We start from the raw sequence: 25,862 nt of genomic DNA on the forward strand, positions 1-25,862 counted from the left end.
CATGGAGTGGCACACATTAGGCAGCACCCCGTTCCTGCCACCGCTGTATTGGCGCGCGGCACTCAAGCGCAAGATCACCGGCACCACGCTGCCCGAGCAAGGGTTGCGCTGCCGGGTCAGTGTGAACCCCAGGGAAGTCGCGGCCTATCGCAAGGTCTGCGGGTTTGCCGACAGCCCGGTCTTGCCGGCCACCTATCCGCATATCCTGGCATTCGGCCTGCAGATGCAATTGCTCACTGACAAGGCGTTTCCTTTCCCGCTGCTGGGATTGATCCACCTGAGCAACCGGATCCGCATCCTGCGCCCGTTGGGCGGTGTGAGTGACTTGACGGTCGGCGTTTACGCGCAGAATTTGCAGCCCCATGCCAAGGGCGCGACATTCGATATTGTGACCACGGTCGAAGATTCACTGGGGCTACTGTGGGAAGCGCAAAGCCGGATGCTCTGTCGCGGTGTGAAACTCGATGGCGCAGCAACGGACAACCCGCTGCAACCCCCTGCCGCTGTCGCCGAACTGACCCGCTGGAAAGCCCCCGCCGATGTTGGCCGCCGCTACGCCCGGGTGTCCGGCGACTACAACCCGATTCACTTGAGCGCCCTCACTGCCAGGTTATTCGGCTTTCCCCAGGCCATCGCCCATGGGCTGTGGAACAAGGCCCGCACACTGGCGGCACTGAGTGAGCATTTGCCAGCCGCCAATCTCGAGATAGATGTCGAGTTTAAAAAGCCGGTGCGCTTGCCCAGTGAGGTAACGTTGTTCACGAGCGCCCCCGGCTCCAGCGGTGAGCTGCAACTTAAAGGCGCCGGGGACATTGAACACATGGTCGGCCGCTGGCGGCCCATCGCCTGATAAATTGTATATATACATCTTAAGTTATAGCGAGCTATCGATAGCTCGCTACTCTTATCAACTCATTGATTTTAATAAACTTACAACTTAAACACCGCTGCCTTCTACACCCTTGGTATTAGTCGTTAAGCAAACTAACTCTTCGTGTATATAAATCGTTAATACCAAGTTGAGCGTTGCGAGAGCGCGCACCCGGGACTGTTATAGCCATAACGGACGAATGTATCGCTGTCCCTAGAAACAGCGAACTTCGAAAACAACAAAGGCTGTACCAGGTGCAAGGAACTCAATCATGAAAACTCAAGTCGTGTTGTGGAAAGCAAGTACCGCGCTGGCCCTGATTCTGGCAGTAAGCCTCGGAGGCTGCAGCAGCGGTGGTGGTGGTCATCACAGTAGCGTCGCAGCCTCCTCTCCGGATGCTGGCGGCGGTACTGGCGGTGGAACAGGTGGAGGCACCGGCGGCGGTACCGGTGGTGGCACTGGCGGCGGCACTGATGGTGGCACTGATGGTGGCACCGGCGGCGGCACTGGTGGAGGTACCGGCGGTGGTACTGGCGGCGGCACCGGTGGTGGCACCGGCGGCGGTACTGGTGGAGGTACTGGTGGAGGTACCGGTGGTGGCACCGGCGGCGGCACTGGTGGAGGTACCGGCGGCGGTACCGGTGGCGGCACTGGCGGTGGTACTGGCGGCGGCACCGGCTCGACCACTCCCCTGGTCACCGGCCAGGTAGTAGGCGCTGTGGGCGGTGTCGTCGGTAATGTCGGCACCACGGTAGGTAACCTGGGCACGACCCTGACCACTGTTCCCATTGTCGGCACCACTGCCGGCGGGCTGGTCACCGCGACAGGCACCGCCGTCAACAGTATCGGCGGCGGCTTGAGCAACGGCCTGGGCACGCTGGGTACCAATAGCAACTCCGTGGGCACAACCGTTGCCGGTGTGGCCGATGGCGTTGCCGACCTGGGCACCGGCGTTTCCAACACCGGCAAATCCCTGGGCACCACACTCGGCGGCATTCCCGTAGTCGGCGGCTTGACCGGTGGCGTGGGCGGTGCGGCAGGTGGCGTGGTTGATCAGGTCGGCCAGGCCGTCACCATGCTCGGCGATACCTTGAGCACTGCCAGCACCACCGGGCCATTGGGCAGCGTGACCAATACGGTGGGTAAAAGCGTATTGGTACCGGTGGTCTCCCTGGTGGAAAACACCACCGGCAACCTGGGCAATAAAACAGGCCTGGGCAACCCGGTCGGCGGCGTACTGGATAAAGTCGGCTCCACTGTCACCGGCCTTGGCGGCCAGGTGGCCAGCGCCGGCGGCGCAGGCAACCCTGTCGGGACACTCGTCGGTGGCGTGTTGACTGGCGTTGGCACCACCCTTGATAAGTCGAGCGGTTACGTCAACCCGGCTACCACGACCCCTCAATCGGGCCTGCCTGAACTCGTCGGCGGTCTTGTCGCCAACGTCGGCAACGGCCTGAATGCCGGCAACACCAACGGCACTGTCAGTGCAGCCGGTGTAACCGGTGGCCAAGTGGGTAACACCGTCGCGTCGCTCGGCACCCTGATCGGTGGCAATGGCGTGGCCAACACTGCAGCCACGGCTCCTGTTGCAGGCCTGGCGACCAATGTCGGCACCGCACTCAACCCAGTGACCTCGGGTGTTGCCAACCTGACGCAAAACATCGGCACCAGCACCGGGATCGGCGCACCGGTGAATGGTCTGGTTACCCAGGTCGGCGGCGCAGTCAGCAGCCTGGGCACCAACCTGACGGCGGCGAATGCCAATCCGGTGACTAACGCTGTGGGCGGTACCCTGAATGCCGTCGGCAATACCGTCGGCTCGGTGGGTGGCCTGGTAACCGGCGGCACCAGCAGTAACGGTGGCGGTCTGCTCGGTGGCTTGAACGTGGGTGCCGGTGCCACCGCTACGGGCACTGCCAATGCAAATGCAAACACAGGCGGCGGCCTGGGAGGTCTGCTCGGTGGGCTGACCGGCAAAAAATAGAATTGCACCTGGCCATTAGACGGCCTCCCCTACAGCGCCTACGCTTGGTTGAGACGAGAGATTCCAACGAGTCTCTCGTCTTTTTTATTGGCCAATGAATGGCTTTGCGAACCGTGTCCCAGAACCCGGCGGGCCTAGCGAAAACGCTGCAGCAGTTTTGACCATGGAGTGTCCTATGCGCGCCTTGACGCCTTTGTTTCTACTCACCCTCATTGCTGCCAGCGTCCATGCCGAGACCCTGCCCAGCTACCTCAACAGCAACGACACCATTCGCAACCTGCCGGTACCCAACCTCCCCGCCGATGCCTATCGCCCGGTCACCCCACAGACCCAACTGCCCGAGCCGGCGGCAACCCAGGGCCAGCCATTGTTGATGGACACCAAAGTGACCATCCGCAAGCTGCAAATCGACGGAGGGACGATCTACCCGCTCCAGGATGTGGCCAAGGTTTTCGAACCGCTGATTGGCCATGAAACCAACCTGGCACAACTGATCGAAGCCACCCGCGGCATCACCCGCCGCTACCAGCAGGACGGCTACCTGTTGTCCTACGCGTACCTGCCCGACCAGCGCTTCGAAAACGGCCTGGTGCGCGTGGTGCTGGTGGAGGGCTACATCAAGGATTACAACGTGCAGGGCGACATTGGCTCGGTCTCGGCCTACGTCGACAAACTGGCGGCCAAGCTGCTGGCCGAGCGCCCGCTGACCCGCAAGACCTTCGAACGCTACACCACCTTGATGGGCCGCATTCCAGGTGTAACGCTGCAGGCGCAAGTACCGCCGCCGGGCACCACCGATGGCGGCACGCGCATGCAGATCCAGGCCTCGCGCAAACCCTTCACCAGCAGCATGAGCATGACGGACGACAGCCGTGGCGGCCTGCAAGCCCTGATCACCGGCACCAGCAATTCCCAGACATCCCTGGGCGAACAACTGAGCGTCAGCGGCCTGTTCCCGCCCGGCGAGGACAAGGAGCACTACTACCGCCTGGGCTACAGCCAGTTCGTGAATGCCGAGGGCACTCAACTGGTGGTCAACGCCGAGCGCTACCGCGCCGACCCGCGCAGCAACGTGCAGCTGGACGGCGGTTTTGAACTCAAGCCACACCAGGAGGTTGACCGCTACTCCGTCGGCCTCAGCCATCCGCTGATTGCCTCCCCTACCGAGTCATTGACCCTGGGCACGCGACTCTATGCCGTGGACCAGACCACCCGTTATCAACTGGTGGGTTTCCCGCAACGTTTCGACCTGGAAACCAACCTGCGCGCCCTGGCGTTCGAAGGTGACTGGCGCAAATCCGACACGCGCCAACTGCGCATTCTCAGCGCCGGCCTGTACCAGGGCATCGACGGCCTGGGCGCCAGCACCCGGAGTGACTTCGAGGGCATAAAACCCGACATCGACTTCTTCCGCCTGCGCGTCTCGGGCGTACAGAGCGACAAGTTCTTCGACAACTGGCAAGGCGTGGCATCGGGTGCCTTCTACTGGAGCAACGACACCCTGCCCGACAGCGAACGCGCGACGTTCGGCGGGCAGAATTTCGGGCGTGGCTACCCGGATGACCAGGGCTCGGGCGACAAGGGCTGGGGCGTGGCGTATGAGGTCAACTACAGCTTCAACCGCAGCGGTGAGTGGGTAAAAATCCTGCAGCCGTACGTGGTGCTCGACAAGGCCAAGACCTGGTTCAACGAACTGCCGGCCAAGGGCAACAACATGTCATCGGCAGCGGTGGGCCTGCGCTTCGGGGATAACAAGTACTACAACATCGCGCTGGAAGCGGCCAAGCCAATGTCGGATATCGCCCTGGACAGCTTCAATCGGCGGCCGCGGTATACGCTGAGTTTCAGCTACCAACTCTGAACCCTGTGGGAGCGAGCTTGCTCGCGAAGAACGTCCAGACAACGCGGGGAACCAGACTGCCCGCGTTATCGTTGACGTTTTTCGCGAGCAAGCCCGCTCCCACACAAGCTCGCTACTACATCAATCTGATCTTGGGGATGGGGAAGAGGTTGTTGAGGGTATCGATCAAGCGCACCAGGTAGATCGGCTTGCGGAACAGGTCCAGCACCTGCAGGCGCAGCATGTCACTGACATCATCCATCTCGGCGTGGCCGGACATGACGATCACCGGCAAGTGCTGGCGAGCGGTGTGTTCGCGCAGACGCTTGATCAAGGAAATACCACTTTCCTCGGGCATGCGCAGGTCGGTAATCACCAGTGCGATATCGGGGTGCAGGGTCAGCTCCTGCAAGGCAAAGGTGACCGAGGTCGCGGTAAAACAGACAAAGCCTTCATTCTCCAGCGACTCGGCCAGTTCAATAAGGGCGTCCTCTTCGTCATCCACCAAAAGGATTTGTTGCCGGGGAGCCGAAGAGGAGTTCATGTGGAAATGCCTGATACGCAATAGATCATTCAGCGGAACCTGCACGTTTAGGCGAGTACCGGGGTCAGGTATGAATGCCGGCCTGTATCGAGTTGAAGACGCCGGTTATGGCCGTCCGGATAGGTGTAATAAAAGCAGCCAGCGCCACAGCGACCATCGCCGCAACCAGTGCGTATTCGATACCCGATGCGCCCTCTTTGGAATAGAAAAAAATCTGGACTTTGATGAAACCCATGCGAATAAGATCAAGGAACATAATGACTTCTCCTTTGCGCCCACGGCGCTGGTATCGCGGCATCACAAAAATGATTTCGGTGTGCCACTAGAGCATTGTCAACAAACCCCAGACCAACAACTGTAAGAACTGATTAATCACAAAGTATTAGTCGGCCGGCTGACGCCAAAAATCCCACTTTCGCAGAGGTTTCTGGAGATATTTTTCGCCCGGTAATGGCGTTTTGTCTTAGCTGAACTACCTTCAAATAGCGAAATAGTTAGAAGCTTGAAGCGATCCGGATACGCAAGCATTAGTGGGAACAGCAGTGGATGCAGCAGGAAAGGGAGAGCCTTCATGAACAGTCGGATTAGCTTGATCCTCGCCGGGCTGCTGTTGGTAGGTGCACTGATTGCAGGCTACTGGGGCCTGGTACTCAGCCGCCCTGCCCCTGTCGCACCGCCCGTGCCCCAAACGCCTGAAGTCGTGCAACCCGTAGCCGAAGACCAGACACGCCAACCCGTGGTGGTGCTGGCCCATGACGTTGCACCTTTTGTTGCGCTCACCGCCGCCGACCTGACCCTGGAAAAACTGCGCACGGTTCCCGCCGGCAGCCTCACCAGCCTCGACCAGGCCGTGGGCAAGATCCCGTGGCGGCCGCTGTCGGCCGGGACCTGGCTGACCGAGGAGAGCTTCAACTCCGGCGGCACCGTGGCGCGAATGATCCGCCCTAACGAACGCGCGCTTGCCGTCGCCGTGGATGAAGTGATCGGCGCCAGCGGGCAACTCTCCCCGGGGGACTATGTGGACGTCCTGCTCTTCCTGCGCCAGGAAGCCAGCAACCCGCAGCAGTCCGCACAAATCGTGGTGCCCGCCTTGCGCCTGCTGGGCGTCGGCGATCAACTGGGGCTGACCAACGACGGCACGCCCGGCTCCGTGCCACCGACCACCCCCGACGAAAAACTCAAGGCGCAGCAGAGTCGCGCCAGCGCGCGCACGGTACTCCTCGCCGTACCGGAGGAGCTCCTGAGCCGGCTGATGCTCGCAGCCCAGTCCGGCGTACTGCGCCTGGCTGTACGCAGTGCCGACGAACAACTGCTGAGCCAATACTGGGCCGGTGAAACGGAGTCCGCGACCCACCTAGAAAACACCCGGCGCGAGCTCTACCAGTTCAACCAGCTGGCCTTCAGTACAGCGCCGGTCAACGGCCTGAGTCCCGCCGGCAATGGTGCGCCAAGGCGTTCAGGCGTCGAAGTAATACGTGGCAATCAGGTTACCCAACAAACGCCCTGAAAGAGCTAAGGATGCCTTGAATGAGCAGTCGTTTCGTGTGGTCTTTTTCGCGAATTTTCTGGGCACTTCTCACCCTGAGCCTGCCTGTCGGCGTTGCACTGGCAGCACCCGGCAACTGCACGGGCCTGGGCCAGCTGCCGGCAGTGCTGGAGGTGGGTGAAGGCGCTCAACAGGCTATCCAGTCGCCGGTGCCGATTACGCGGCTGGCCATTGGCGATCCGAAAGTGGCCGATGTGCAGGTCAACGGCAACCAGGCGTTCCTGCTCACCGGCATCGCCTCGGGCACCACCAGCCTGATGGTCTGGACGGCCTGCTCCAGCAGCCCGCGCCAAAGCATGGTGTTCGTCAAGGGCAAGGCCACGTCAGCCCTGACCAGCCTGGCCCTGGCGCCGTCCGATGACCCGACGCTGCCCAGCCAGGTGCAAACCGACATCCGCTTTGTAGAAGTGAGCCGCACCAAACTCAAGGAGGCCAGTACCTCGATCTTTGGCCGGGGCGGCAACTTTCTGTTCGGCGCCCCGAACAATGTTGCCAACCCCGCGGCCACAGGATTCCGTGGGCTCCCGGTGAACAACGACACCTTCAACATCGGCTTTGGCGGCGGCCGTGTCTCGGCCATGATCAACGCCCTGGAAAGCAGCGGCTTTGCCTACACCCTGGCCCGGCCGAGCCTGGTGGCGCTCAGTGGCCAAAGTGCGACCTTCCTCGCCGGTGGTGAAGTACCGATCCCGGTGCCCAGCAGCGGCAGCAACACCATCTCCATCGAATACAAAGAGTTCGGTATTCGCCTGACCCTGACCCCGACCGTCATCGACCATGGGCGAATTTCCCTGAAGGTCGCGCCAGAGGTCAGTGAGCTGGACTACACCAACGCGGTCAACATCCAGGGTATCTCCGTGCCGGCGCTGACCATCCGGCGCACCGACACCAGCATCTCCCTGGCCGACGGCGAAAGCTTCGTGATCAGCGGCCTGATCAGCACCAACAACACCTCCAGCGTCAGCAAATTCCCGGGCCTGGGTGACATCCCGATCCTCGGTGCATTCTTTCGCGACTCCAGCATCAATCGCCAGGAAAAAGAGCTGCTGATGATCGTCACCCCGCACCTCGTGCAGCCCTTGGCGGCCAACGCCCAACTGCCTTCGTTGCCAGGGGAAAAGCTGCGCAATTACGACCCTAACTGGTACCGCCTGTATTTCCTCGAAAACGGCAATTTCGACCGCCGCAGTGGACTGTCCGAATGAGTGAGAGCCTGAGCCAGACCTTTTTGGCAATTACCCGCAACACCACGGATCTGGAATGGCTTCAGGGCGCACTCGCGCCCCTGGGGCAAGTGGTCAGCGCCGGTGCCGGCAGCCTCGACGAACTGTTGGCACTGGTAGACGTGACGTTCGCCAACCTGGTGTTCATCGGCCTGGACCGGGAACACGTCACCACCCAGTGCGCCCTGATCGAAGGTGCCCTGGAAGCCAAGCCGATGCTTGCCATCGTCGCCTTGGGCGATGGCATGGACAACCAGCTTGTACTGAACGCGATGCGCGCCGGCGCACGGGATTTCGTGGCCTACGGCTCGCGCTCCAGTGAGGTTGCCGGCCTGGTTCGGCGCCTGAGCAAACGCTTGCCGGCGGTCACCCCGAATACCCATTTGGGCGGACTGACCGTGCTCTACGGCACCCAAGGCAATGCCGACGGCGCGCTGATCGCCAGCCACCTGGCGCTGGTGGTGCAAAAAAGCGGGCAGCAAACGCTGTTGCTCGACCTGGGCCTGCCACTCGCTGACAGCCTCGCACTGCTGGGGCTGGAGAGTTCTTTTCATTTCGGCGACGCCCTGCGTCACTTGCGGCGCCTGGACTCAACCCTGATCAACAGCGCCTTCACCACCGCCGAAGCCGGTCTGCGCATCCTCGCCTACCACAACAACGACGAGCCCCTGGAGCGTACCAGCGCGGCCGAGCTGTACATGTTGCTCAGCGCCCTGCGCCAGCACTTCCAGCACATCGTGGTGAACCTGACCGGCCAACCCGACAGCGAAGCCTTGCGCACCTTTGTCAGCCATTGCGACAAACTGCTGTGGTGCACCGACCAAAGCGTGCCGGACTGCCGCCGCAACCTGGCCGTACTCAACCTGTGGCGGGAAAAAGGCATGAAACTCGACCATGCCCGCCTGCTGGTAGACCGCTACCTAAAGGGGGCCGCCCCGGACTCGGAGGCACTGGGCAAGAGCTTCGGGCTGGAGGTAATCGCCGTCCTGCCCTGGAGCCCGGAAGTGCGCCTGAGTGCCAAGAACCAGGCCCAGACCCTGTTCGCCCTGGCCCCACGGGAAGCCCTGACACAGACGTTGCGCGGCTTGGGTGAGCGCCTGGCAAAACGCTCCGAGGGCCTGGAAAAACCCTCCACCAATTGGCTCAACCGCCTTCTGAGGACCAAATGAACGGCGAGAAGCTGTTTGGCGTCGCCCCGCGCGGCAACGTCGGCAACACTGATCACGACGGCCTGAAGCTGGTGCTGCATCGCTACATCATCGATGCCATCGAGGATTCGGGAAAAAATCTGCTGGAAGGCACACGCCAGTCCCTGGCGCAGTTTGTGATCGACAAGGTGGCCGAATACATCACACGTATGCACCTGGCGATTTCCCGCTATGAGATGGAGCGCCTGGCCGAAGAGATCGTCGATGAGCTGACCGGTTTCGGCCCGCTGGAAGTGCTGCTGCGCGACCCGACCGTCACCGAGATCCTGGTCAACGGCCCGCACCGGGTATTCGTCGAACGCGATGGCCTGCTGCAACAAAGTGACTTGCGCTTCATTGACGACCACCATGTCGAGCGGGTCATGCAGCGCATCCTCGCACCCCTGGGACGCCGGCTGGATGAGTCGTCGCCGATGGTCGATGCGCGCCTGCCCGATGGCAGCCGGGTCAATGCGATCATTCCGCCGATTGCCCTGGACGGGCCGTGCCTGTCGATTCGAAAGTTTCGCAAGGACATGCTTAAAAGCAGCGACCTGGTGGCCATGCAAACCATCGACCAGGCCATTTTCGACTTTTTCAAGGAAGCCGTCGGCAAGCGCTGCAACATCCTGATCAGCGGCGGTACCGGCACCGGTAAAACCACACTGCTGAACATTCTCAGCCAGTTGATCAACCCCCGCGAGCGCCTGGTCACCATCGAAGACGTGGCCGAGTTGCAACTGGGCCATCCCCACGTTGTGCGCCTGGAAACCCGCCCGCCCAATGCCGAGGGGCATGGGGAAGTGAAGGCCAGTGACTTGATCCGCAACGCCCTGCGGATGCGCCCCGACCGGATCATCCTCGGCGAGATCCGGGGCGTGGAAGTCATCGATGTGTTGACCGCCATGAACACCGGCCACGACGGCTCGATGAGTACCGTGCACGCCAACAACGCCCAGGACGCCTTGCTGCGCCTGGAAACCCTGGTGGGCCTGACCGGCCGGGTCGTCGCGGAAAAAACCCTGCGGCAAATGATCTGCGCGGCGCTGGATGTGGTGATCCAGCTGACGCGCCTGCCCGATGGCCGCCGCTGTGTCAGCGAAGTGGTGGAAGTGGTGGGCATCCGCGAAGACGTGTACGTCACCAACACCCTGTTTCGCCACGACAAGCGCACCGGCTTTGGCTTCCTGCGCGAAGCGGTCAACCCGGCCGGTGACAAGTTGCGTCACGAAGGTCACCTGCCGATGTAGGAGGCAACCCGATGATCGGTCCGATTCTGCTCGCCCTGCTCGCCGTGGCCCTTCTGGTGCTGGGGATAAGCCTGATGCGCAACGGTTTGCGCAAGGCCCAGACCGACCGGGTATTGGAACGCCTGGCCGAAGGGCAACCCCAGGCCATGAAAGACAACGCGGTGACCACCAGCCTGGAACGCACGTTTATCCGTGCAGGCCTCGGCCGGCCAACCGAGCGCCTCGGCCTGTGGCTGACCCTGTGGGCCTTTGGCGCCCTGCTGGGGGGGCTCGTGGGACAGTGGATAGGCTTGTTTGTGATGGTGGCGGCACCGCCCTTGGCACTGCGCCTGTACATCGCCGTACGCTACCAGCGGCGGCTGCGCCGGATGATCGAACAACTCCCGCAATTGCTCGATCACGCCGTACGCAGCCTGAAATCCGGACGCACCCTGGCGGACGCCATCCTGAGCGGAATCGATGCCAGTGACGACCCGTTGAAAAAGTCCATGGGTCGTATCAAGCGCAATGTGCAATTGGGTGTCAGCCTGCCGGAGGCCGCTCATGACTATGCCGAGTTTTATGAACAGGATGAATTGCGCCTGTTTGCCCTGGGCCTCAAGGTCAACCACCGCTACGGCGGCAACGCCAGTGAGCTGCTGGAAAACCTGATCAAGATGATCCGCGAGCGCGACCAGGGCGCACGGCAATTACGCGCCATGACCGGTGAAACCCGGGTGACCGCGCTGGTGCTGGCGGTACTGCCGGTGAGTGTCGCGGGCTACTTCCTGCTCGTTAATCCGACGTACCTGATGGCCATGTGGGATGACCACAGCGGCCAACGCCTGATGCTCGGTGCGTTCGCCTTGCAAGTCATCGGATGCGTGGCGCTGTGGCGCATGTTGCGGAGTATCTGAGATGGCGATACTGATCAGTGCCGTATTGTTTCTTGCCGCGTTATCACTGCTGCTGGCGAATATCCTGAGCAGTCGTCGTCAACAACGCGTGGTCGCCCAGCGGCTGCAGGGCGAGCCAAGCCGCAATGACAAAATGAGTGAGTGGTTGCACCAGTTGGGCAGCACCCGGATCGGCCAGCGCACCATCAGCCTCGATAACGAAACCCAAATCCTGCTCAACCGCATGGGCTGGAGAAAAACCAGCCAACGCTCGATGTTCGCCGCTTGCCAGATCGGTTCACCGATAGTTTTGCTGGGGCTGACCGCGATGACACTGGAGCTGTTCTTTCCCGGCACCGAGCATGAGTTTGTGATCTCCCTGCTGGGCCTGATCATCGGCTACCTGCTGCCCAAGCGAATACTGGTGGCACTCGCCAAAAGGCGCCAGGGGAAAATCTCCCGGGAAGTAGCGACCTTCATCCCCCTGGTGCGCATTCTGTTTGAGTCAGGCATGGCCGTGGAGCAGGCGCTGCGGGTCATGGCCTACGACGCGCAAAAGTTGCTGCCGGTACTGACCGCCGAACTGCGCCTGGTGCTGGCACGCGTCGATTCCGGGCTGGAACTGGGGGAGGAATTGAACAAGGCCAGCCAGATGCTGGACGTCGATGAACTCAGCGACACGTGCCTGATCCTCCAGCAGCTTCTGCATCAGGGCGGCGGGGCGATGAAGTCGCTGCAATCGCTCAAGCAGTTGCTGGATGACCGGCGCCTGACCCGCCTGCAGGAATACATTTCCAAGATGTCCGCCAAAATGTCCGTGGTGATGATGCTGTTCCTGTTTCCCGCATTACTGATCGTATTGGCCGGCCCTGGCTTTATCGCCATCGCCAAAGCCTTCGTGCCTTGAGAGGACATGCAATGAAGACATTGATGGTCGCCTGCAGCCTGTTGTTGTTAAGTGGTTGCGCCAGTAACGGGCAACTGCCGTGGGCGGGTTTCAGCGCGCAGGGCAGTTGTGCCAAGCCCAACTCCGATCAGGAGTTATCGCTGAACCTGGCCGACGACATGGCCAACGAGGGCAAGCTGCACGCCAGCCTGGCCAACCTGCAAAACCTGCCGGACAACCTGCCCCAGGTGCGCCAGCGCCAGGCCAAGGTGTACCGCCTGCTGGGCCGCAGCGAAGCCGAACCGTTGTACCGCAGCCTGCTCGGCACCTGCATGGCTGCCGAAGGCGAGCACGGGCTCGGCCAGCTGGCAGCGGCCAGGGGAGACAACGGCCAGGCCATGGCGCACTTGCAACGCGCGGCCAGGATGTCGCCCACCGACGAGAAAATCCGCAACGACCTGGGCGTGGTGTACCTCAATCAACGGCGCGTGGAAGATGCACGCTTCGAATTCCTGACGGCCATGGAGCTCAAGCAGAGCGATCAACTGGCGGCGATCAATCTGGTGACGCTGATGATCTACCAGGACAACTGGGAACAAGCCGCACAAGTGGCCAGCCGCATGGGCCTGAGCCCGGAACAAGTGACGCAAGCCCAGGCCCGGGCGCAGCAACTCAAGGCGCCCGTCTCACCGACGACAGCGCCAAAAGATCAGGTCGCAACCGTAGGCGACGTGCTGCAAGCGCCGGTCAAATAGGTCTCTGAAGGGAGTACACACGATGAAATTCACACTGCTCGCCACGCTGCTGTTCGCCAGCCTGCCGCTGACGGTGCTGGCTATTGAGCCGGGGCCTTCTTCGCCACAGCAAAAACAGACCGAAGGCTGGCTGCAACTGCAGGTCAGTGGCGAACGCGCATCTCCCATCCGGCAGAAGGCCACGCCCGCTGAACGCGACCAGGCCATGCAACGCCTGCTGGACAGTTACAAACACCCTATTCCTGAGTACTACGACCAGAAACTGGGCGGCAACACCCCAGGCAGCAACAACTAATGCGCAGTGACGCGCTGGCGCGCCGCAGAATTGTTCGGCGATAACGCCAGCGCCAACTGGGTTCGGTTGTGCATATGGGTCAGGCGCAGCACTTGGGACACGTAGAGTTTCACGGTGTTTTCAGTGATGCCCAGCTCACAGGCAATCTGGTAGTTGGTCTGGCCCTTGCCTACCAGCCTTGCGACATCCAGTTGGCGGGGCGACAACTGATTGAAGATCGCCGGTATTTCAACCCGGTCAGTGTCGCTGACTTCACCCTCGGCTTCAGTCGACAGGCCGGATTGCGGACTGCTGCGCACCTTGTCGAGGTCATGATAAAGGTCATCGATGGACGCCGAGAGAAACTGCAGCTTCTGGTTCAGGTGCCCCAGGTCGAGATCTTTCTGCCGGTCCTGCAGCGCGACCACCTGGCGTTGCAACCCTTCGAGCAGCTCGCCCAAATTGATCGGCTTCTGGTAGTAATCGGCAATCCCGGCGCGCAAGGCCTTGATCACGTCCTGCTTGTCTGCACGCCCGGTCAGCATGATGGCCTCAAAGACCCGTTGCTTGCCGGCCAGGTGTTGCAGGGCCTGGACCAGTTCGATGCCATCCATCTCGGGCATATGCAGATCGCACAGCACCAGGCCGATCTCGGCATCGTCGCGAAAACGCTCGATGGCTTCCTGGCTGGATGCGCAAGGGACGCAACGGTAACCGTTGCTTTCAAGAAATTCGCAAAGCTCTTCCACGATCAAAGGCTGATCGTCCACCACGAGCACTTTCACTTGAGAGGTAAGCTTGTTCACGCGCTACTCCATGCCTGGCAAGCAAAAGGACCGATGTATCCATTCCGACCATTTTTCCTATGCAACTTACCCATAAACGTAGACGTACTTTCCTACTATGTACATAGCGATACCCTACGTGGCGACTAATGGGATCCAAAACCAGGACAGGCAAAAACCGATCAGTAAAAACGGCACGAACGGCTGCCTGGCCGAATGTGCCGGATCAAGGTACTGCAAGGTATTCCTAAGCCCTTGATTCATCAGCGGCCACACCCTTGGCGCCAGCAACAGCCAGGCTGCGCTCGCGAGGCCGGCGCCGATAAAAGTGCCCAGTACGTAGAGGTAGTCGGTTGCCAGCCCCAATGCCGCGATCAGCTTCACGTCACCGGCGCCCAGGCGGCCCAGCGCGTACCCCGGCAGGGTGAACAACAACGCCAGGACAAAGGCCACACCGCCCTCGACAGCCGGTGCACCGAGCCAGGTCGTACCGCTCCAGAACAGGTAACCCAACGCCAGCAAGGCTGCGCCGAGGGTCAAACGGTTGGAGACCTGACGTAGACGGATATCTTGCACAGCGCACAGCGCGAGCCAAACGACCAGGACGAGGCTTTGAATCACGTAAAAAAAATCCCTTTTTGCTGAATGATTCTATGCTGATATCAGGTAGTAGTAGTCAGGGTAGACGAGTCATGAAAAAAGGCCTCGCTAAAAAGCAAAAAGGTGCCGCCGCGCTGGAGTTCGCGATGGTCTTCATGATTTTTTTTGCGATTTTTTATGGCCTGGTCAGCTACAGCTTGCCGTTATTGCTGATGCAGTCCTTTACCCAGGCCGCCGCCGAAGGCGTAAGACGTAGCGTCGCGCTGGACCCCGCCACGCCTGGCTACGTCACGGCACTGCCGCTGCAGGCCGTCAGTGCGGCGCAGGCACAACTGGCGTGGATCCCCTCCCAGTTCAAATTCCTTCCCGGGTACGTGACGGCCGTCTACAACTCGTCAGGCGTGTTGACGGTGTACATCAACTACCCGACGTCCAGCCTCCAAAGTGTGCTGCCGTTCCTGGTACTGCCAGGCATCGGTACCGTCCCCGCCCTGCCTCCCATGCTGTCCGCCCAGTCGAGCATGCAGTTTTGACCTCAGGCGATAAACTCTTCGGCCGCCTGCTCGGACGCGGCAACCAGCTGCCTGCTGACGCACCGGCAGCGATCCCGGCAACCGCCGCGTTGTTGTTCTACCTGGACGCCCAGGGCCGCGTAATGGATGTCCATGGCCCGCTTCGCCATCGACTCGAACACCCCGCTGCGCAACAGCAACAGGCACCCTCGCTGCTCGACTACCTCACTGCGGCGAGCCGCCTGGTGATCGAGGGCACGCCCAGCGACTGGCAGGGGCAAAGCCTGGACCTGGAGCTCAAGGGGCTCGCCGGGCAAACCCTGCATACCCGTGGCTGGGTCCAACCCGAAGGCAAGTGCTGGCTCCTGCAATTGCTGGACATTGGCGACCTGATTGCCCATCGCCAACTCACCCAGGTGCGCGAACACAATCAACGGGTGAGCGACCAGATCAGCGAGCAACTGCGGGTCTGCAGCCTGGTGCGCCTGCCCGAAGTACTGCAAGACACTCTGCAGGCTATTTCCCAGCACTGGCACATCCCCTGCGTCGCCATCGCCTTGCTGGATGAGCAGGGCCAGGCGTGGTGCATCGAGGGCTGTTACACCGCCCACGATGCGCCGGTACTCTGGAGCAACGGCCAAGCCCTGGGCTCCAGCCTCGACAGCCTGGGCGGCACGGCGCCAGTGAGCCTGGAGGTAAACCGTGGCCACAGCGAACACCCACGCCTGCAAGGCCTGTTTGGCAATACCGATGGTTTTCTGGTGCCCTACCGCGACGGCCTGGGCGTGGGCGCATGGCTGCTGTGCGGGGTGTATCACCGCCAGGAACACACCAGCGACCGTGACTGGTTGCAACTGACCGCCGCCCTCGCGGCACCGCTGCTCGGCCGCCTGCGCGAACTGCGCCATCAACAGCAGCTGGAACGCCTCGACGCGCTGCAAGGATTGCTCGGCACCGGCTGGTGGGAGCTGTCCCCACACACTGAAGACCTCGAACTCGCCCCACCGCTGCTGCACACCCTGAGCCAAGGCGAGGCGATCACACAGCTGTCGCTACCCATGTGGCTCAAGCTGATTCACCCTGCCGACCGGGAAGAACTCGCCAGCCGCCTGCAAGACCTGAAGACCCTGGGCAAACCGCTGTCCACCAGTGTGCGCCTGCAACGTGCCGACGCGGCGCTTAACCCCATCTGGTATCGCGTGCAGGGGCAAGCGTTGGGCTCGGGTGAGCATCGCCGCCTGGTGGGCTTCATGCTCGACATCAGCGACATAAAAAACCAGGAGCAACAGGCCGCCGCCGCCCACGCACGCCTGGATAACCTGATCGCCAGTTCCCCGGCTGTGATCTATGTGCAGCGCTACGTCGAGGGCACGCTGCAACCGGTGTTCTTCAGCGACAGTTTGCTGCCGCTGCTTGGCCGCACCCTGGCCGACTTCACCCCGGCGACGCTGAACCAGTGGATCCACCCCGAAGACCGCGACCTCTACTTCGACCGTACCCGCCAACTGCTGCGCGAAGGCAGCGTGCGCAGTCGCTACCGGGTGCTCGACACACAGGGCAATTACCACTGGCTGCTGGATGAAGCCCGGCTGCTGCGCGACGACCTCGGGTTGCCCGTGGAAGCCGTGGGCCTGTGGCTGGATGTGACCGAGACGACCCTGGCGGCGCAACGGGTCAAGGAAAGCGAGGAGCGCTATCGAATCCTCGTGGAAGACTCCCCGGCCATGATCTGCCGCTACCTTCCGGACCTGACCCTGACCTTCGGCAACACGCCCCTGGCCAACTACATGGAATGCCTGCCTGGACAGCTGCCGGGCATGAACCTCAGCCAGTGGTTGTCCGAAGAACAACGCGAGGCATTTGTGCAGCGCATCCGGCAGTTGACCCCGGAGTTCCCCGTGAGCACCGCCGAAATCAGCCTGCAACTGCCGGGGCGCACACATGCCTGGTGGGTGTGGTCGGACCGGGGCGTGTTCGACGAACAGGGCCAATTGCAGGAAGTGCAGGCCGTGGGCCGCGACAACACCGAAGTGCGCCGCTCCCAGCAGCAACTGACCCAAAGCGCCAAAATGGCCACCCTCGGCGAAATGGCCACCGGCCTGGCCCATGAGATCAACCAGCCGTTGAATGTGATGCGCATGGCCATCGTCAACGTGCTCAAGCGCTTGAGCAACGGTGATGCACAAATCGACTACCTGACGGAAAAACTCCAGCGTATCGACTCCCAGGTCCAGCGCGCAGCCCGCGTGGTAGACCACATGCGGGTGTTCGGCCGCCGTTCGGAAGTCGAACAGCAGCCCTTCAACCCGGCGCAGGCGGTGGAAGGCACCCTGTCGCTGCTCAGTGAAGGCATGCGCGGCAAAGGCGTGGACCTGCGCGTGGCACAGCTAGACGTGACGGTGCAGGTCAAAGGCTATGTCGACCAGCTGGAGCAGGTGCTGATCAACCTGATGGTCAACGCCCGCGATGCCCTGCTGAGCAAACGCGAACACGACCGCGACCTGCAACCGTGGATCTCGGTGCAGATCGAGCAGGACAGCCGCCACGTACGCATCTGGGTCGAGGACAACGGCGGCGGGATTGACCCGCGGCTGCTGGAGCGGATTTTCGAGCCGTTCTTCACCACCAAGCCGATTGGCGTGGGCACCGGCCTCGGGTTGTCAGTGAGCTACGGCATTGTCGAGAACATGGGCGGCCGGTTGAGCGTCGCCAACAGCGAGCATGGGGCGAAGTTCTGTGTGGAGCTGCCGGTGGTTGAAGCCTAATTCACCAGGGCCGCTTGCCCATGCGGCCGGCAACTGAGGTTGGCGCCCACTTCCACCGCGTTCAGGTTAACCCCAAGGTTCGACAACAGGCTGTTCACCACCGGGTCCAGAATAGGGCTGAGCACTCCGCCAATCACGGTGCCCAAGGTGCTGTTGAGCCCGTTTAGCACTGTGCCCGCCGTCGTCAATAACCCTCCCAGCAGATTGAACCCCGTTGGCTTGTAGACCTGGAACTGGATACCGCTCAACGCGTTACTGATCGCGCTGAGAAGGCTGGCTGTCGATGAGGCGTAGTACTGCGGCGGCAGGTTGATTTCCGGCGGCTGAAGGTACGTGTGGGGGGGCAAGGCACTTGTCGCAGCGCCCACCGGACTGTTGACGCTCAAGCCCAGGCCGCCCCCGTAAAACGGTTTGCGGGTGGATGGATCACAAGTGGTAGGCCCCAGGCCCAGCAAGGGTTTGAAACAGGTAATGGATCCGATATCCACCACCGGCACTGGAGGAATCGGATTAAGGGTGGTGTTGCTGTTGAACGCGTTGATCAGTTGCGGGCTCTGGCCAATTTGCACGGTAACGATCGAGGCATTGGTCTGGGTGGTCAGGGTCTTGGTAGCGTCGCTGACGCAGGTAAACCCGGTGACATAGCTTTCAGCCGTGCCCAGTTGAAGGACCACATCTATCCTGGCGGCCGGCGGGTTTGAGGATGACGACAGCACCTGCAAATTCGTCATCTGGCAATAACCACCCAGTACACACAGCACCGAACTGATGGTTCCTCCCAGGTTCAAGCTCAACAAGTTGTTCAAAACGTCCGAAAGCGGCCCGACCAAGCCGTTCAGGGCGGCCTGCACCGTGGGAGAATCCAGCGGTGGCAACCCTAACGTCAGGCCGACGCTGATCTGAGCCGTTTTTACGTAAATGCGGGTTGCTGAAGTTTTATCCACGGCAAACCGCGGATCGCCAATAGCGGACAACTGCGGTGGCTGAATCACCTTGACCTGAACACCTGCATTCACCAGGCCCGGAATATTCACCGGGATGGTCGCCACCACCCCGTTCTTGGTATTGGCCAATTGCACAAAGGCTTCGGCCAGCTGGAACACATTCAGGCTGGTGTTCAGCCCCGCCGACACCGCCCCCGTTTGCAGCTGCAGCAGGCTGCCCAGGGTGACATCAAGGTTGCCGATTATCGCGTTGATACTGGTAAGACCGCTGACCGCCACGCTGGCTGTATTGCCTCCGGCACTGAGCACCGTAATGGCTGCGTCGACCAGTTGACTGATCTTGACCGTCTTGGTCAGCAGTTGATCGTAGGCTCCGGCCGTGACGCCCACGTTCAACGCCAACTGGTTGAGGTAGCTGAGCAAGTTGATGTTGGTGTCTACCAGGCCCTGCCAGCCTGCCACGCTCAGGTTTAGTGAGCCGCCCAAGAGTTGGCCGAACAACAGGTTCAGTGCTGCTGATTTGCTCGAGTCCACAGTGACCAGGGTCGATTTGATCGTCAATTGCGCCTGAGGCGGCAGGATCTTCGGCGCCGCCACCGCGACGGCAGACAACTGGGTGTTGAAGTTGTAGCCGCTACCACTGAACAACGCCCAGACCCCCCCGGCAACGCTGGTCATGATCGGGCGCGAGGCAGTCACCTGGATGGCATCGGTCTTGGTCGCGTCTGCGGAGAACACCCGCTGGTTGGTGGCGCCGGTGGTCAGCACGCCGCATTTCACTATCAGGGCGTTTGCTGGCGGGATGACATAACCGTTGCGCACTGCGCTGGCACCGGCATAGGTGGGCGCGGTATTGGTGGCGGGCAGGCAATCCCCCTTACGCTGCACTGCCTCCAGTGCCGCCATATCGGCAATCCCCTGCAACTGGCGTTTTTCCAGGTACAAACGGCTGCTATCAACCACCAGCAACATGAATACCAGCACCATGCCCAGGGTCAAGACCGCCACCAAGCCAACCGCACCGCGCTGCCTTGCAGGCCCGGCGTGGTGACCGGAACGAAGTCGAAGAGACATCGAGCACTCCTTTGCCGGCACACTGCCGAGCGCTTACTCTCCTGTGTTGCTTGGGAGTGTAGTCAAGAGCGGCGGGGGCTGCAGGCCAGTCGCCATAGATCGACGACTGGCGGAGGGCTGATCAGACGATCAATGCGGCGGGTAGTTGGAAAGCACCTTGGTCACCGTGGCACGAATAGCGGCACTGCGGTCTTGGGGTTCAGGCGAGCTGGCGAGGATCTGCTCATCGCTGCCACGCCACACCAGCTTGCCGTCCTTGCCGTCGAGCAAGTCAATCTGGATGGTCGCGACCTTGTAGGTGATGTTGCGGGTTTCGTTATACATCGGCGCGCCCCAGTAACCATTCCACGGGCCGCCCCAGGCGCCGCCGTAATTGGTGGTGACTTGTTGCTGGCGGTCTTCGACGATCAGGTAGGTCTGTACATTCAGGTCAGCTTTGGTGCCCGGCGCCGCAGGACGCAGGCCACGCTGGTCGAGCTGTTCGCCCACGGCCTGGCGGATGCGCTGTTCGGTGAGGTCACTCTTGATCCGTGGGTCATCCGGGCGGTATTGCAGCGCGGGCTCTTTCCAGCTCCAGCTGCGGTAGGCGCCAAAGTCCCGGCTGGCGTCGAAATCATGGTTGACCTGGCTGGTCTGGCAACCGCCCAGCAACACAACAACAGCAAGTGCAGCAATACGACGAAGCATGGTTTTTCTCCAAAAGACAATCCGGGCCTGAGATGAGAATAGCTGCTAACTGGGTGGGTAGGCAGTCATTGCCTTTTGCATCGCCTCACGCAGCGAGTCGGCGCGCTCGCTGAGGCTGCCCTGGCTCGTGGTTTCGGCGCTGGTGCTCCATACCGGCTGGCGGGTGCGCGCGTCGAACAGGCTGATGCGCGCCACGGCCACCGTCACTTCATAAGTGCGTACCACCGGCACCGTGTTGTACATGCCGTAGCCGTTGCCGTAGCGGTTATAACCGCCGTAACCATAGCCATAGTCGTCCTGGACCTGGCGCAGGCGTTTTTCCAGGCGCACGTCGGCGCTTACCAGCAGGTCGGGGGCGCGGTTGTCATGCAAGGGGCGCAGGCCGCGCTGGTCGAGGGCGCCGCTGACCGCCTCGGCAATCTGCGCCGAATCCGCCCAGGCCGAGCCCGCCGGCAGCTGGTTGTTGAGCCAGGCCCAACTGCGGTACACGCCGTAGTCGCGCACCGGCGCCGGGTAAGCGCTGGCATCAAAGGTGTTGGCCGCCTGGGCAGGCGCCGGCGGCATCGGGGCAGACGCCGCCACATACGGGTTGGGGCTTTGGCAACCCGCCAGGCCCAGGCCCAGCAGGATCAGTCCAAGACAGCGCTTCATTTCGACCTCCGCAGACTGGGCCGCTTAAACCGGACGGCAGATCCAGTGCAAATAACGCCCAAGTCCGGCAAAGCTTGGGTGACGACGGTGTGCGAGCTCCATCTCCAACAAATCCTGCAACTCGGCGCGGGCCTGGAATTCCACCGGCATATAGTCGTGGAACACCCGCACGCCACTTTGGGTTTCGACCTGCCACAGGCCCTCTAGTTGCGTCGCCAACTCCCGTGGGTCCAGGGGTTGTTGCGGCGTAAGGCTCTGCTTTTCGCCGGCCATGTCGTTCTTGCGCATTTTGCGGAAGTGGCCTTTGAGCAGGTTGCGGTAAATCAAGGCGTCGCGGTTATAGAAGGCCAGCGACAGCCAGCCACCGGGCGCGGTCAACTGGTGCAGCACCGGCAGGATCGCATGGGGTTCGGCCAGCCATTCCAGCACGGCGTGGCACAGCACCAGGTCGTAGGGTTCGGTGAGCTGGCCCAGCAGGTCTTGCCAGGGGGCTTGAATGAACGTGGCTGTCTGCCCGGCTTCGGCGAAACGCTGGCGGGCGCCTTCGAGCATCGGCTCGGCGGGTTCGGCCAGGGTTACATCGTGGCCGCGCTCGGCCAGCCACAGCGACATATGGCCCAGCCCCGCGCCGATATCCAGTACCCGCAGCGGGCGGTCCGGCAGCGCTTCAATCAGATCGGCTTGCAGCACCGCCAGGCGAATCGCGCCCTTGGCGCCGCCGTAGATCTTCTCGGCAAAGCGGGTGGCCAACTGGTCGAAATGACGGTCGCTCATTTGGCAAACCGCCGTTCGCTGTCGGCCAGCTTGGCCTGTACCACCTGATCCATGTCCAACCCCAATTCACTGCACAACAGCAGCAGATACAGCACAATGTCACCCACTTCCTGGCCGGCATGGGCGAGTTTGTCGGCGGGTAACTCGCGCGACTGGTCTTCGCTCAACCATTGGAAAATTTCCACCAGCTCTGCCATTTCGACGCTGGCGGCCATGGCCAGGTTCTTGGGGCTGTGGAACTGCTTCCAGTCGTTGGTATCGCGGATGCGGTGCAGGCGTTCGGTGAGGTGATCGAGGTTCATGGGGGGCTCCTGAAGGTGTATAGCTTCGGGCGCAAGCCGCGCGAAGGCAAGTGAATCCCTGCGGCCCGTAAACCTCTATGCTAGAAGGGAACTAGCTTGGGCCAATAACGAACAAAGGCTCAGGTTCGGCAGCTACGCCCACCGTCTTATCAGGACACACACATGCAAACAGACTTTTTCGGATGGCTGGGTCTCAAGATCGGCCAGATCATCCACTTTATCGTCGAGTTGTTCAGCGGGCTGTTCAATACCCTGTCCCTCGCGGGCGGCGACTTTGTCGACGGGCTGTCCAGATCCTTGGGGATGGACACCTCGATCATCAGCATCCTCATGCTGATTATCGGCTTGATGCTGCTGTACTCGGCGGTGCGCGCGTTTATGCGGGCTTCAATCATCATGGGGATTATCTGGTTGATGCTCGGGCTCTGGGTGCTCAGTTGGGTGGTGCATTAATAAAGGGCCAGCAGGGTAAATCCCTTTAATTTGAGGGACGTTTCCGAGACAATCTTTCGGCCTTGTGCCTGTTGGGATGGGTGGCTAGTCTTCGGCCCTTCACTGCATATCAGTGATCGGGTTTAGTCGCCCGGAATTAGTGAGCGCAAGTTGTCGCCATGCTTCATGGCGGCTGTGCGCAGGGCACCTTCGGGTGCGCCGGGTTCCACTAGCCGGTCGACTAACCTGCGTACAGCCGCCACCCTCGTTTAGTCGCGCGGGTGTCAGCTCCTTACCTACTAGTGGAGTTACACCATGCATAAGCTCGTCCCCGACCCACCCAGCGACCTCCTCAACGACCGCGCCGCCTTCAATCGCGCCCTCGAACATTACCTGCCATCCCAAGGCTTCCACACCATCAACGAAGACCTGAGCTTCGAAGATTCCCTGCTCTACACCGCCAGCCTGCTCAGCAGCGCCTCGGCGACTGCGCTTGATTGCGGCGAACTGCTGGAAAGCCCGCAGCGCGCGAAGATCCTGGCGGTGTGGCATCTGCTGGAAATTGCCAAGACCACCGTCGACCGCTCCATCGAATGCCTGCACCCGCGCAAAACCTGACACTACGCGGTCAAAAATGTGGGAGCGGGCTTGCTCGCGAAAGCGGTGGATCAGCCAATACATCCGGCGACTGACACACCGCTTTCGCGAGCAAGCCCGCTCCCACATTGGCCCTGCGGCGCAGCTAATGGACAGTTACACTACCGCTCCCCAAAGGAGCCCGCATGACTTCCCTGCTAACCGACTGGCGCGACCGCCCTACCCACCGCCGCGTGTGGGCCCTCGCCGCGCCGATGATCCTGTCGAACATCTCCGTACCACTGGTGGCGCTGGTGGACAGCATGGTCATCGGCCACCTGCCCCACGCCCACCAACTCGGCGCCGTGGCCGTTGGCGCCAGCCTGTACACCTTCCTCGCCTGGGCCATGGGCTTCCTGCGCATGGGCTCCACCGGGTTTGCCGCCCAGGCCGCCGGGCGTGGTGATGGCGCGGCGCTGCGGCAGATTCTGTTGCAAGGACTGCTGCTGGCGCTGGGCCTGGCGATGTTGCTGGGCAGCATCGGCATTCCGTTAAGCGGCCTGGTGCTGGACTGGATGCAGCCCTCGCCCGAACTTAACCAACTGACCCGCGAATTCTTCCACACCCGGCTCCTCGGCCTGCCCGCAGCGCTGGCCAGCTATGCGCTGGTGGGCTGGTTCCTTGGCACCCAGAACGCCCGCGCGCCGCTGGCGATTCTGCTGACCACCAACCTCGTGAACATCGCGCTCAACCTGTGGTTCGTGCTGGGTCTGGATTGGGGCGTGGTCGGCTCGGCCCGCGCCTCGGTGATCGCCGAATGGACCGGCGCCCTGCTCGGCCTGGCCCTCACCCAAAAAGCCCTGCGCGCCTACCCCGGCCATATCGCCTGGGCCGCGCTCAAGCTGTGGCAAAGCTGGCGCCCGCTGCTGGCGGTGAACCGCGATATCTTCATCCGCAGCCTGGCCCTGCAATCGGTGTTTTTCATGATCACCGTGCAAGGCGCTCGCTTGGGGGATGCCACGGTGGCGGCGAATGCGCTGCTGCTCAATGGTCTGTTGCTGACGGCCCACGCCCTGGACGGACTGGCCCACGCCGTGGAAGCCTTGTGCGGCCACGCCATCGGCGCCCACGACCGCCAGGCCTTGCGCCGCTCGCTGGTGGTGGCCTGTGGTTGGTCGTTGCTGGCGAGTATCGGCTTCGCGATCCTGTTCGCCGTGTTCGGCCACCTGTTTATCGCCATGCAAACCGATATCCCGAGCGTGCGCGAAACCGCCGACATCTACCTGCCCTACCTCGCCGTACTGCCGTTGATCGCCGTGTGGAGCTACCTGCTGGACGGCCTGTTCATCGGCGCCACCCGCGCCCGGGAAATGCGCAACGGCATGCTGCTGACGGTGGTGATTGTGCTGCCCTTCGCCTGGGCCTTGCAGGGCCTGGGCAACCACGGCTTGTGGATAACCTTCCTGTTGTTCATGGCCCTGCGCAGCCTGACGCTGTGGGCAATTGTCTGGCGCCTGAACAAGCAGGACCGCTGGCTTACTGGCCCGGCGTGAACGTGATAAACGCCGTGACCCGGTCCAGCACGGGCGCCAGCCAGCGCAGCGGCCGGGACATCGACGCCACCAATGTGGCGTGGCTGGTCTTGGTGAAGTAGAACTCCTCCACCGGCACACCCGCCGCTCGCAGCTTTTTCGCCAACCCGCCGGTGTTGCGCTTGGGGTTGACCAGGTTGTCGTCCACCGAAGCAATCAACAGGCTGGGGGGTGCGCTTTGGCTCACGTGGTTGATGGGTTGGGAATCGGGCGGCGAGTCCGGGTAGAAGAACACCGGGCGCACATCGCGGTTTTCAATCGGCAGAAAGTCATACGGCCCGGCGAGGCCGATCCATCCCTTGAAGACTGACGGCGACAGGCCAACCCCGGCCAGCCACTGCGGGTCCAGTGCCAGCATTGCCGCGTTATAGGCACCGGAACTGTGGCCCATCACATACAGCTTGCGGGGGTCGCCGCCGTATTCGGCACTGTGCTGATACGCCCACGCGACTGCTTGGGCGCCGTCCTGCAAAAACAGTGGGTAGCGCACTTGCGGGTAAAGCCGGTAATCGGCGATCACCACCACGATGCCGCGCGAGGCCAGGGCTTCGCCGACGAAACCGTAGTCATCCTTGGAGCCGCTGTTCCAGCTGCCGCCATAGAAAAACACCACGACGGGCGCGTCGGGCAAGGCGGTGACGGGGCGGTAGATATCGAGTTTCTGGCGGGGGTCATCGCCGTAGGCGAGGGAGGAGGTTTTGGTGAAGGTGCTGGTGGGGGTGAGTGCGTTGAGCACTTTGATCGGGGAGCAGGCTGCGAGCAGCGTCGCGATGGCCAGGGTGAACACTTGCAGGAGCTTTTTCGACATTATTCAGGCCCTATAAAAACTGCAGGACTTGCGGCGATCCAAATGTGGGAGCGGGCTTGCTCGCGAAGGCGGTGTATCAGTCTGCACATGTATCGACTGACACACCGCCTTCGCGAGCAAGCCCG

26 protein-coding genes are annotated in these 25,862 nt (G+C 61.8%); 16 read left to right on the top strand and 10 right to left on the bottom strand.

The genetic code is table 11. The features are described from left to right. Position 1: 1 nt before the first annotated feature. The 3 genes from HX821_RS22115 (at position 2) to HX821_RS22130 (ending at position 4,716) form a co-directional block, all read left to right on the top strand. Positions 2–850, top strand: a complete 849-nt coding sequence (locus tag HX821_RS22115) for a MaoC family dehydratase (RefSeq protein WP_003218642.1) — start codon at positions 2–4, stop codon at positions 848–850. Positions 851–1,142: 292 nt separating this feature from the next. Further along, positions 1,143–2,855 (top strand): collagen-like triple helix repeat-containing protein, encoded by a 1,713-nt coding sequence (locus HX821_RS22125; RefSeq protein WP_218168051.1) that lies wholly within the window; start codon positions 1,143–1,145, stop codon positions 2,853–2,855. Positions 2,856–3,030: 175 nt separating this feature from the next. After that, the gene (locus tag HX821_RS22130) at positions 3,031–4,716 is read left to right on the top strand and encodes a ShlB/FhaC/HecB family hemolysin secretion/activation protein (protein WP_177036403.1); all 1,686 of its coding nucleotides are present in this window, start codon (positions 3,031–3,033) and stop codon (positions 4,714–4,716) included. A gap of 115 nt (positions 4,717–4,831) precedes the next feature. Here the strand turns inward: HX821_RS22130 and HX821_RS22135 are convergent, their stop codons facing one another. Further along, the gene (locus HX821_RS22135) at positions 4,832–5,239 is read right to left on the bottom strand and encodes a response regulator (protein WP_003212897.1); all 408 of its coding nucleotides are present in this window, start codon (positions 5,237–5,239) and stop codon (positions 4,832–4,834) included. Between the two features lie 64 nt (positions 5,240–5,303). Next, the gene (locus HX821_RS22140; RefSeq protein WP_008438993.1) at positions 5,304–5,495 is read right to left on the bottom strand and encodes a Flp family type IVb pilin; all 192 of its coding nucleotides are present in this window, start codon (positions 5,493–5,495) and stop codon (positions 5,304–5,306) included. A 315-nt stretch (positions 5,496–5,810) separates the two neighbouring features. Between HX821_RS22140 and cpaB the strand changes: the two genes are divergently transcribed. Genes cpaB through HX821_RS22180 form a run of 8 tightly spaced genes read left to right on the top strand, consistent with a single transcriptional unit; the run spans position 5,811 to position 13,256 of the window. Then, complete coding sequence (cpaB, locus tag HX821_RS22145) at positions 5,811–6,746, top strand: Flp pilus assembly protein CpaB (RefSeq protein WP_087693096.1); 936 nt, start codon at positions 5,811–5,813, stop codon at positions 6,744–6,746. Positions 6,747–6,766: 20 nt separating this feature from the next. After that, positions 6,767–7,990 carry a type II and III secretion system protein family protein gene (locus HX821_RS22150; protein WP_087693097.1) on the top strand — a complete coding sequence of 408 codons (1,224 nt, stop codon included), beginning with the start codon at positions 6,767–6,769 and terminating at the stop codon, positions 7,988–7,990. Continuing rightward, positions 7,987–9,177: a pilus assembly protein gene (locus tag HX821_RS22155; protein WP_177008345.1), complete on the top strand. Its 1,191-nt coding sequence runs from the start codon at positions 7,987–7,989 to the stop codon at positions 9,175–9,177. Before HX821_RS22150 ends, HX821_RS22155 begins: the two co-directional genes overlap by 4 nt. Beyond that, positions 9,174–10,445 (top strand): CpaF family protein, encoded by a 1,272-nt coding sequence (locus HX821_RS22160; RefSeq protein WP_177036404.1) that lies wholly within the window; start codon positions 9,174–9,176, stop codon positions 10,443–10,445. Before HX821_RS22155 ends, HX821_RS22160 begins: the two co-directional genes overlap by 4 nt. Positions 10,446–10,456: 11 nt before the next feature. Further along, a complete protein-coding gene (locus HX821_RS22165) occupies positions 10,457–11,341 on the top strand; it encodes a type II secretion system F family protein (RefSeq protein WP_177022461.1) in 885 nt (294 codons plus the stop codon). Between the two features lies 1 nt (position 11,342). Continuing rightward, positions 11,343–12,227, top strand: a complete 885-nt coding sequence (locus HX821_RS22170) for a type II secretion system F family protein (RefSeq protein WP_087693099.1) — start codon at positions 11,343–11,345, stop codon at positions 12,225–12,227. A gap of 11 nt (positions 12,228–12,238) precedes the next feature. After that, positions 12,239–12,961: a tetratricopeptide repeat protein gene (locus HX821_RS22175; RefSeq protein WP_087693100.1), complete on the top strand. Its 723-nt coding sequence runs from the start codon at positions 12,239–12,241 to the stop codon at positions 12,959–12,961. Positions 12,962–12,983: 22 nt separating this feature from the next. Beyond that, complete coding sequence (locus tag HX821_RS22180; RefSeq protein WP_008439006.1) at positions 12,984–13,256, top strand: DUF3613 domain-containing protein; 273 nt, start codon at positions 12,984–12,986, stop codon at positions 13,254–13,256. Here the strand turns inward: HX821_RS22180 and HX821_RS22185 are convergent. Beyond that, positions 13,253–14,041 (bottom strand): response regulator transcription factor, encoded by a 789-nt coding sequence (locus HX821_RS22185; RefSeq protein WP_003212915.1) that lies wholly within the window; start codon positions 14,039–14,041, stop codon positions 13,253–13,255. The genes HX821_RS22180 and HX821_RS22185 overlap by 4 nt on opposite strands. A 114-nt stretch (positions 14,042–14,155) precedes the next feature. Beyond that, positions 14,156–14,641 (bottom strand): prepilin peptidase, encoded by a 486-nt coding sequence (locus tag HX821_RS22190; protein ID WP_003212917.1) that lies wholly within the window; start codon positions 14,639–14,641, stop codon positions 14,156–14,158. 71 nt (positions 14,642–14,712) lie between these two features. On the opposite strand from HX821_RS22190, the gene HX821_RS22195 reads away from it, so the two are divergent. Beyond that, on the top strand, positions 14,713–15,153 hold the full coding sequence (locus tag HX821_RS22195) for a TadE/TadG family type IV pilus assembly protein (RefSeq protein ID WP_003212919.1): 441 nt from the start codon (positions 14,713–14,715) through the stop codon (positions 15,151–15,153). Beyond that, positions 15,150–17,897 (top strand): PAS domain-containing sensor histidine kinase, encoded by a 2,748-nt coding sequence (locus HX821_RS22200; RefSeq protein WP_177036405.1) that lies wholly within the window; start codon positions 15,150–15,152, stop codon positions 17,895–17,897. The genes HX821_RS22195 and HX821_RS22200 overlap by 4 nt, the downstream gene beginning before the upstream one ends. Here the strand turns inward: HX821_RS22200 and HX821_RS22205 are convergent. The 5 genes from HX821_RS22205 to HX821_RS22225 all read right to left on the bottom strand — a co-directional run bounded on the left by HX821_RS22205 (position 17,894) and on the right by HX821_RS22225 (position 22,329). Beyond that, positions 17,894–19,915, bottom strand: coding sequence for a pilus assembly protein TadG-related protein (locus HX821_RS22205; RefSeq protein WP_256344328.1), 2,022 nt, complete (start codon positions 19,913–19,915; stop codon positions 17,894–17,896). The genes HX821_RS22200 and HX821_RS22205 overlap by 4 nt on opposite strands. 129 nt (positions 19,916–20,044) lie before the next feature. After that, a complete protein-coding gene (locus HX821_RS22210) occupies positions 20,045–20,602 on the bottom strand; it encodes a DUF4136 domain-containing protein (RefSeq protein WP_003212927.1) in 558 nt (185 codons plus the stop codon). Positions 20,603–20,647: 45 nt separating this feature from the next. Then, positions 20,648–21,253: a DUF4136 domain-containing protein gene (locus HX821_RS22215; RefSeq protein WP_177036406.1), complete on the bottom strand. Its 606-nt coding sequence runs from the start codon at positions 21,251–21,253 to the stop codon at positions 20,648–20,650. A gap of 24 nt (positions 21,254–21,277) precedes the next feature. Continuing rightward, positions 21,278–22,027, bottom strand: coding sequence for a methyltransferase domain-containing protein (locus HX821_RS22220; protein ID WP_076017967.1), 750 nt, complete (start codon positions 22,025–22,027; stop codon positions 21,278–21,280). After that, positions 22,024–22,329 carry a MazG-like family protein gene (locus HX821_RS22225; protein ID WP_008439012.1) on the bottom strand — a complete coding sequence of 102 codons (306 nt, stop codon included), beginning with the start codon at positions 22,327–22,329 and terminating at the stop codon, positions 22,024–22,026. The genes HX821_RS22220 and HX821_RS22225 overlap by 4 nt, the downstream gene beginning before the upstream one ends. A 162-nt stretch (positions 22,330–22,491) precedes the next feature. On the opposite strand from HX821_RS22225, the gene HX821_RS22230 reads away from it, so the two are divergent. From HX821_RS22230 to HX821_RS22240, 3 genes are all read left to right on the top strand, one after another. Next, on the top strand, positions 22,492–22,782 hold the full coding sequence (locus HX821_RS22230; RefSeq protein WP_177036407.1) for a hypothetical protein: 291 nt from the start codon (positions 22,492–22,494) through the stop codon (positions 22,780–22,782). Between the two features lie 294 nt (positions 22,783–23,076). Next, positions 23,077–23,379 carry a DUF6124 family protein gene (locus HX821_RS22235; protein ID WP_023659366.1) on the top strand — a complete coding sequence of 101 codons (303 nt, stop codon included), beginning with the start codon at positions 23,077–23,079 and terminating at the stop codon, positions 23,377–23,379. Between the two features lie 164 nt (positions 23,380–23,543). Further along, positions 23,544–24,890, top strand: a complete 1,347-nt coding sequence (locus HX821_RS22240) for an MATE family efflux transporter (RefSeq protein ID WP_177036408.1) — start codon at positions 23,544–23,546, stop codon at positions 24,888–24,890. On the opposite strand, the gene HX821_RS22245 is transcribed toward HX821_RS22240, so the two are convergent. Further along, positions 24,874–25,737 (bottom strand): alpha/beta hydrolase, encoded by an 864-nt coding sequence (locus HX821_RS22245; protein WP_134325668.1) that lies wholly within the window; start codon positions 25,735–25,737, stop codon positions 24,874–24,876. The two genes, HX821_RS22240 and HX821_RS22245, sit on opposite strands and share 17 nt — an antisense overlap. Between the last annotated feature and the right edge of the window lie 125 nt (positions 25,738–25,862).

It is taken from the genome of Pseudomonas sp. B6001 (assembly GCF_013386015.1).
Classification (GTDB): domain Bacteria; phylum Pseudomonadota; class Gammaproteobacteria; order Pseudomonadales; family Pseudomonadaceae; genus Aquipseudomonas.